The sequence below is a fragment of the Rhodococcus sp. NPDC057135 genome (genome assembly GCF_042670865.1).
Lineage (GTDB): Bacteria > Actinomycetota > Actinomycetes > Mycobacteriales > Mycobacteriaceae > Rhodococcus_F.
The window spans coordinates 283,262-290,548 of record NZ_JBHUUU010000001.1; the positions used below are offsets into that span (position 1 = coordinate 283,262).

At 62.4% G+C, this 7,287-nt stretch carries 8 protein-coding genes; 3 read left to right on the forward strand and 5 right to left on the reverse strand.

Annotated features, from left to right (window positions below; all coding sequences use genetic code 11):
* The 5 genes from ACFT1A_RS01310 to ACFT1A_RS01330 form a co-directional block, all read right to left on the reverse strand.
* Positions 1-768, reverse strand: coding sequence for an ESX secretion-associated protein EspG (locus ACFT1A_RS01310; protein WP_378445527.1), 768 nt, complete (start codon positions 766-768; stop codon positions 1-3).
* Positions 769-818: 50 nt separating this feature from the next.
* Complete coding sequence (locus ACFT1A_RS01315) at positions 819-2,072, reverse strand: PPE domain-containing protein (protein ID WP_378445528.1); 1,254 nt, start codon at positions 2,070-2,072, stop codon at positions 819-821.
* A gap of 82 nt (positions 2,073-2,154) precedes the next feature.
* Positions 2,155-2,454: a PE family protein gene (locus tag ACFT1A_RS01320; protein ID WP_378445529.1), complete on the reverse strand. Its 300-nt coding sequence runs from the start codon at positions 2,452-2,454 to the stop codon at positions 2,155-2,157.
* 134 nt (positions 2,455-2,588) lie between these two features.
* Positions 2,589-2,939, reverse strand: coding sequence for a metallopeptidase family protein (locus ACFT1A_RS01325; protein ID WP_007736028.1), 351 nt, complete (start codon positions 2,937-2,939; stop codon positions 2,589-2,591).
* Between the two features lie 3 nt (positions 2,940-2,942).
* Positions 2,943-4,049: a septum formation family protein gene (locus ACFT1A_RS01330; RefSeq protein ID WP_378445530.1), complete on the reverse strand. Its 1,107-nt coding sequence runs from the start codon at positions 4,047-4,049 to the stop codon at positions 2,943-2,945.
* 70 nt (positions 4,050-4,119) lie between these two features.
* On the opposite strand from ACFT1A_RS01330, the gene ACFT1A_RS01335 reads away from it, so the two are divergent.
* The 3 genes from ACFT1A_RS01335 to ACFT1A_RS01345 all read left to right on the forward strand — a co-directional run.
* Entirely contained in the window at positions 4,120-4,515 is a 396-nt protein-coding gene (locus ACFT1A_RS01335; protein WP_230816040.1) for an ankyrin repeat domain-containing protein, read from the forward strand.
* A gap of 65 nt (positions 4,516-4,580) precedes the next feature.
* Positions 4,581-5,834 (forward strand): serine--tRNA ligase, encoded by a 1,254-nt coding sequence (serS, locus tag ACFT1A_RS01340; RefSeq protein ID WP_378445531.1) that lies wholly within the window; start codon positions 4,581-4,583, stop codon positions 5,832-5,834.
* 363 nt (positions 5,835-6,197) lie between these two features.
* On the forward strand, positions 6,198-7,287 hold a 1,090-nt coding region (locus tag ACFT1A_RS01345), incomplete at its 3' end, for an Ig-like domain-containing protein (protein ID WP_378445532.1).

Below are 7,287 nucleotides of genomic sequence, written 5' to 3' on the forward strand. Positions count from 1 at the left end.
TTACCCGGAAGTGTCGGGCGTCGATTCCTCGAGTTCGGTTACCAGCGCGTTCACGGCTTGCCGAAGGCGATGGGATGTTCCGGAACTGATGGATGTCCATTCGGTGCCGTCGGCAGCCCGAGTGGTCGAACCCACGAGCCGGCCGGCCAAGGTGTCGTACACCGTCACTGCGCCGGTCATGAGCGTCGTCGCTCCCAAACTGTGTGGTATTCCGACCAATTCGGCGAAAGCGGTACAGGTGACGATTGCGCTACCCAGTTGGTGCGCTTCGTCTTCGGGTATCCCGGCGTTGATCAAGGCAGAGGTCACGCTGTCGGCATCCGGGCCGGCGCCGAATGCCAGGCTCAGCATTTCGGTCGGTGCGTTGATCACGGCGATCGGCATTGCTTCGGCGCTGCCGAGCGCGGTGACCACGGGTACGGCCGGTTCGGACGTGACACTGCGTAGTGCAAACGAAGATTCGGTTGATGTTGCTTCGACACAAAGGAATTCGCCCTGCGCGATGCAGAGGCGTGAAATGCTTCCGCCGGCATGTCGACGCAGCGCCAACTCCCACTTGGGGTGAGTCAGGACGCGCAGGCGGGCACTGAGCTCGTGATGGATCTCCCCACCGGGGAGGAGATCGCGCTCGGAGAGTGAATCTGCCGCGGACTGCATCGCCGTATGGTGAGCGCTTGCACTACCGTGGACCGACGCGCCACCGAGAACCACGGGAAGCGCATCGAGACCGAGTCGCTCACGTACATAGTCGATTTCGTCCTGTGACACCGTGACGACCGGCAAATTCCAGCCGTCATGTGAGGTGCCGAGATCCACAGTCAACGCTCTGCGGTTTCAAGCGCGCCACCGATCACCGAAGGGATGACCGTCCGGCCGTCGGCGAAGTGCTCGAAGTGCTTGAGATAATCGGGTGTCTCGTGCTCGGTCTCGTCTTCCGCTTGGGCGGCATGACGACCGCCGGCGATCGGCGCAGATCCGCCTGCGGTTCGGGCGGGATCCACTCTGACGGTATCCGCGGTGCCCTGAACCGGCGAGGTCACGGGGTTCTGGCGTGCGGCGCTCTGGCCGGTGGAGGGATCGGGAAGCGCGTGCCGGCCGATGCTGCCGCTCGACGACGAGCCTGCACTTGTTCCGACTCCGGTAGTCGCGGATGCTGCGCTGACCTGTGCCGGTGCCCGGCCTGCAGACGGGGAGCCGAACAGTGACGGTGCGGAAGCGCCCAGCCCTGCGCCGCCGAGTCCTGTGCCGCCCAGTCCGGTGAGTCCTGCTCCTGCCGTCGCGAGAGCTGATGCGGCACTGGTGGCGCCCGTGACTGCGGTTGTCGTGGCCCCGGCGGCGGCCGCCGCTCCACCGGCGATGGCACCGGCCTGCGAGGCAGCGGCGGCAAATACCGGGCTGGAAACTACAGATGCGACAGCAGCGGTTGCGGCGCGCACAGGATCCGCGATTACGTCAGCGAGTGTGGATGCCGCGTGCACGACGGACTGTCGAGCGGCGCTGCCTGGGCTTTCGGCCGAAGCGGATGCCCCAGCGGTGGGTTCCGCGATGGACGGTGGTGAGTCGAAGTTCTGCTGCACGGCCAGATGGGCCGTTGCGGCGTCGTACGTTTCCATTGTCACCGCCGCTCGAATTTTGAGAGCTTCTTCGGCAGCCTCGGCTGCAGCGGCCCCGCCGACCAGCGCCCCGCCGATGGAGTACGCGGCGACCTTGGCCGCTTGAACCGCTGCGATCTCGGGCAGGGACGGCATGGCGAGGGTGGCAACCGTGTACGAGCCGGACTGCACCTGGGCCTTACCTGCAGTTTCTCCCGCGAGCAGCGCGGCCGCACCAGCCCATTCCTGGAACGGTGCGAACTTGCTCAACGCGGCATCGGCTGCTTCTCCTGACCACCCGGTGCGAAGGTCCGCCATCACGCGAGAGATGGACGCAGCGGTGTCGGTAAGTCCGGACGAAACGGTGGACCAAGCACCGGCCGCCACACCGAGAGGGACCGGCCCGGCCCCAGCGACCAGTGCTGCAGAGTTGGGTGCTGCGCCCCGCGGATACCAGATGACGCCCGTGATGCCGACCATTGTTCTTCCCCCCAGGAAGTGTGACTGTGTTGCCGAGTTCGAAGTTGCCGAGTTCGAAGTTGTCGAGTTCGATCGCTGTCGATCAGATCGGTGCGGCCGCCAGGCTGGTCTTGGTGAGCTGGTCTTCGAGCTCGTAGGCAGCTGCATTCTTGCGCAGAGCCGCCGCAGCCGCGGTGAGCTCCTCGATTGCCCGATCGGTGGACGAGGCAAGGCTGCCCGAGATGGTGTTGAAGTAATGTGCCGCGCTACCGGAGACTTCTTCGGACCCGGCCGGAAGGACGCGCAGCGTCGGCTGCGCAGTGGAGACGATTCCGCGCAAACGCGTCGCCGCAGACTCGAGTTCTATTGCGGCGGCAACTAGGGCTTGAGGATCGACGTACATAGTGCCGAACTCCTTCCTGACCAGGGCGGATAAGTGGTCGGGAGGTCGTGCACACAGCCGTCGAAATCCCCCCGCACCTAGTTTGATGCATGCCGGTCGCTTTTGGTTCCCCCCAAAATCGGACGACTTTGCCCCTATCCCCAGCCGAGTTCGTGCAACCTGTCTTCCTCGATGCCGAAGTAATGCGCGATCTCGTGGATGACGGTCACTGCAACCTCGTGAACAACCTCGTCCTCCGATGCACAGATATCGAGGATCGAATCGCGGAAGATCGTGACCGTGTCCGGCAGATAGCCACCGTAATGAGAATCCCGCTCGGTCAGAGCGACGCCCTGATACAAACCGAGCAGCCCCGGTTCTTCCTCGTCACGTGCTTCGACCAGCACCACGACATTGTCGATGGCCTTCGCAAGTTCGGGCGGAATCAGATCTAGTGCCTCGCCGACCAGTTCCTCGAACCGGTCGGGCGTCATAGTCACCGTCATGGCTTACGACGGCGGAGCTGCGCCGGGCAACGGCGTCGGCAACGACCGACCTTCCGGTGCAGCGGGTGGCGGAACCGGAGCGGCACCGTTGATCAGGATCTCGCCCTTGGCGCTTCCGGTGATCGCGGCAAACCCGCCGGTTTCGACCTCTTTGCCGACCGAACAATTGACTCGGCGGCTACCGGCCAACCAGCTTTCCAGTGAAATGTTGTCCCAGAACAGCGTCAGCGTCTTGTCGCGAAGTGCGTCTGCGGAACCCAGGTACTCGTTGGATGCCTGAGTGCAGACGCCTTCGAGATAGCGGTCCTGATCTTCCACCGACGGCATCGCGCCGGGGAACTGAGTGCCGAGGTCGATCACCGAAATAACTTCGTATGCATGCGGTTTCGCACAGTCGACCGGATCGGTCGGGAGGTTCTGGTTGATGCCGATGCACGTGCCGACGTCCCACACGTTCGACTGGTCCTGATCCGCCACGCGGCCCGCGAACGGTTGTAGTTCGCCGGTCGTCGTCGAGAACTGCAAGCCGCAACGCAGTGCGCGCTCGCCCGAGGCCCAACCGGATTCGCTCGGGAACATCAGGCCGACGCTGAACTTGCCCTTGGGATCGAATTTCGAACCGAGGTAGGACATGACGATGGGTGTGCAGTGCTCGTCGCGGAGTTCGGCGAATCGAAGGGCGCCCGGGTACCGGGAACCGGGGCCGAATTCGGCGCCGGGGAACACCGACAGGTCGAGTGGACCGGCGACCTCGAAGCGATGCTCACTTCCGCACTGAACCTTCGACATGTCCGTGCGGTCCCCGCCCGACTCGGTTGCAGGCGTCCAGTTGAGGCAGTCGCCGGCCGCAGCCGCGGTGAAAGCGTCGTCGCGAGCGGAGCCCGTCGCTGCTGGACCGCCGCCACTGACACTGACCGAGGACGAGTCGTCCTTGTTCAATCCACCGGAAATCGCGATCGTTGCGATCGCGGCGACCACCGCACCCACCGCGACGGCAGCCAGGACCCGACGGGTGCGACTCGCGGAGACAGTTTTCTTCGCCGGCGCCCCCTGGGGATCTGCCGGATCTGGCGACTTCTCGATCTTGTCTTCGGACATCGATTCCATCATGCCTGTTGCCGTGGCGATATCGAACCTTCACTACAAAACTCACAATCGCGTCTGTGAGTATTTTGTAGTCATGAGCGAAAACACCCCACTCGATCCCGAGGCTGTCGAGCTGGCGGGCCGGCTCTTCGACATGGCACGAACCGGCGACGCAGCCGGGCTGGCGTCGTACGTCGATGCCGGAGTTCCCGTCAATCTGACCAACGAGAGCGGCGACACGCTCGTCATGTTGGCGGCGTATCACGGTCACGCTGACGCCGTCGTTGCCTTGATCGATCGCGGCGCCGACGTCAACCGACCCAACGACAAGAATCAGACACCACTCGCCGGAGCCGTCTTCAAGGGCGAGGATGCGGTGGTGAAAGCGCTGGTGAACGGTGGAGCCGACCCGAAAGGCGGACACCCGACTGCCGTCGACGCGGCTCGGATGTTCGGACGCGAGGATTACCTGAGTCTGCTCGAATCGTGATCTCCCCCTCTTCGACGTGGACGTGAGCGTCGGCGAGCTGCGGTGAGTGGGTAAAGTTCGAAGTCGTGATTGACCTCAAGTTTCTCCGTGAGAACCCCGAAATCGTCCGCGAGTCGCAGCGCACCCGTGGAGAAGATCCAGGACTGGTCGATGCTCTGCTCGAAGCCGACGCGTCCCGACGCGCTGCCGTCCTGACCGGAGACAACCTCCGCGCAGAGCAGAAGGCCTTCGGCAAGAAGGTCGGACAGGCATCTCCGGAGGAGCGTCCGGCGCTGCTCGAGGGTTCCAAGGAACTGGCGGCAAAGGTCAAGGAAGCCGAGGCCGCGCAGCACGAGGCGCAGGCCGCGCTCGACACCGCACACCGCGCGATTTCCAACGTCGTACAAGAAGGTGCGCCGGCCGGTGGCGAGGACGATTACATCGTGCTCGAACACGTCGGTGAGATTCCGAAGTTCGACTTCGAGCCGAAGGATCACCTCGAACTGGGTGAGTCGCTCGGCCTGATCGACATGGAACGCGGCGCCAAGGTTTCGGGTTCGCGCTTCTACTTCATGACCGGCTACGGAGCCATGCTCCAGCTCGGACTGCTGCAGTTGGCCGCGCAGAAGGCGATCGCCAACGGCTTCACGATGATGATTCCGCCTGTACTCGTGCGCCCGGAAATCATGGCCGGTACCGGCTTCCTCGGTGCTCACTCCGACGAGATCTACCACCTGCAGGATGACGACCTGTACCTCGTCGGAACTTCCGAGGTGCCGATGGCCGGCTACCACTCGGGCGAGATCCTCGAACTGAACGAAGGCCCGAAGCGCTACGCCGGTTGGTCCTCGTGCTTCCGCCGTGAGGCCGGCAGCTACGGCAAGGACACCCGCGGCATCATCCGTGTCCATCAGTTCGACAAGGTCGAGATGTTCACGTACTGCCGTCCCGAGGATGCCGACGCCGAACACCAGCGTCTTCTCGGCTGGGAGCGAGACATGTTGGCCGCCATCGACGTTCCGTACCGCGTGATCGACGTCGCCGGCGGAGATCTCGGTTCTTCGGCCGCGCGTAAGTTCGACTGCGAAGCGTGGGTTCCGACGCAGGGCACCTACCGCGAGCTGACATCGACGTCCAACTGCACGACCTTCCAGGCCCGTCGCCTCGGAGTTCGGTACCGCGACGAGAACGGCAAGCCGCAGACGGCTGCCACTCTCAACGGCACCTTGGCTACGACGCGCTGGATCGTGTCGATTCTCGAGAACCATCAGCAGGCCGACGGCTCGGTGCGAGTGCCCGAGGCATTGGTGCCGTTTGTCGGCACGGATGTGCTTCGCTGACACGCTGAACCAACACAATCAGGGCCGCGACGGACTCCGTCGCGGCCCTTTTCGTACTTTCGTACTGGTAGGTTTGGAACTTTTTCTGAACTGACGGAAAATCAACTTTTTCCCGACGATTGACGAATTGACCACCAAAAGCGTTGTCGATGGGCCGCTTTGACGATAGTTTTGCGTTCAATCGGGTTTCCATACCCTGCTTTTCCATCCCTCGTCAGGTGATGTGAGGGTGAGTCCGGGGTGAATTGGACAAGCGTCTTGCCAAAAGTAGTACACGTACTAGTTTTTTCGTTATGTTGTGACGGCGCGCACACGTTTTGTCCGAATCCACTGCTCATGTTTGCCCTTCCGAAGGAAGTGCCCATGCCCCAAATCTCTCAGTTGCGGCGATTCGCCGTGCCCATAACCGGAACCGCCATGGTCGCCGGAATGCTGCTGGTCGGCACGCCCGCGTCAGCGGCGCCTGTTACGACGACCTTTCAGACTGCGTGTCAGGCGAAGTCCGTGCTCACCGTCGATAAGATGACGACCAGCTCCGTTACAGTTGATGCTCCCGAAACAGTCTCTCCCGGAGAAACATTCACCTTCCGGATGCAGACAAATGCATCCTCTTACCCAAACTCTGATTCAGGTGCGACGACGACGAACCTGTCGCGCTTGAAGAACGACTTCACGCTACCGAGCAACGCGACCTTCGTCAGCGCGACAATCGTCGCGGGGACTTCGTTCAACCTCGATGGTGTTGCGCCCAGTGTTATTCGAATCAGTGATGCGGGTGTCGAGGATGCAAACGGTCCTTACCTGCGAATTTCAGGTAGTAATCAGGTGGTTGGGAACGGTGCTGCCAACAGCACCAACAGCGAGGGTGGCATCCGAGCTCCCAAAACCAAGAAGAACTTGGACGGCAGCACAAACAGCAACGGCGACAGTTGGTTCAGGTTGCCTGCGATAGACGTGACTATGGTCGCAGGCGCATCGGGCGTAATTCAACCGACTATTCGAACGGCGGGCACTGCCGCCAATTACGGCGATGACAAGAATTTCAATACTCAGCTCGCCCGCGCCAGTTTCCTTGGTGGCACGCAATGGGCGCCGACCAGGTGCAGTCCGCGCGATGCAAAGGGAAATGCGAACCTGAACGCGGGCGCAGGCCCGTTGGCCACCATCACTGTCAATTCTGTACCAGTGGATGTGGAGACGACGACGTCGTTGTCGGTTCCGGCTACGGCGATTACGGGTACGGCGGTTGATCTGACGGCGACGGTTGCTCCGAACACTGCTGTCGGTACGGTGCAGTTCAAGTCGAATGGCACTGCGATCGGTTCTCCGGTGACGGTTGCTTCGGGTGTTGCGACTTTGTCGCATTCGTTCGATGCTGCTGGTGCGCAGAGTGTTACGGCTGATTTCACCGCTGGTGCTGGGTTTGTGAGTTCGTCGGCGTCGGCTCAGACGG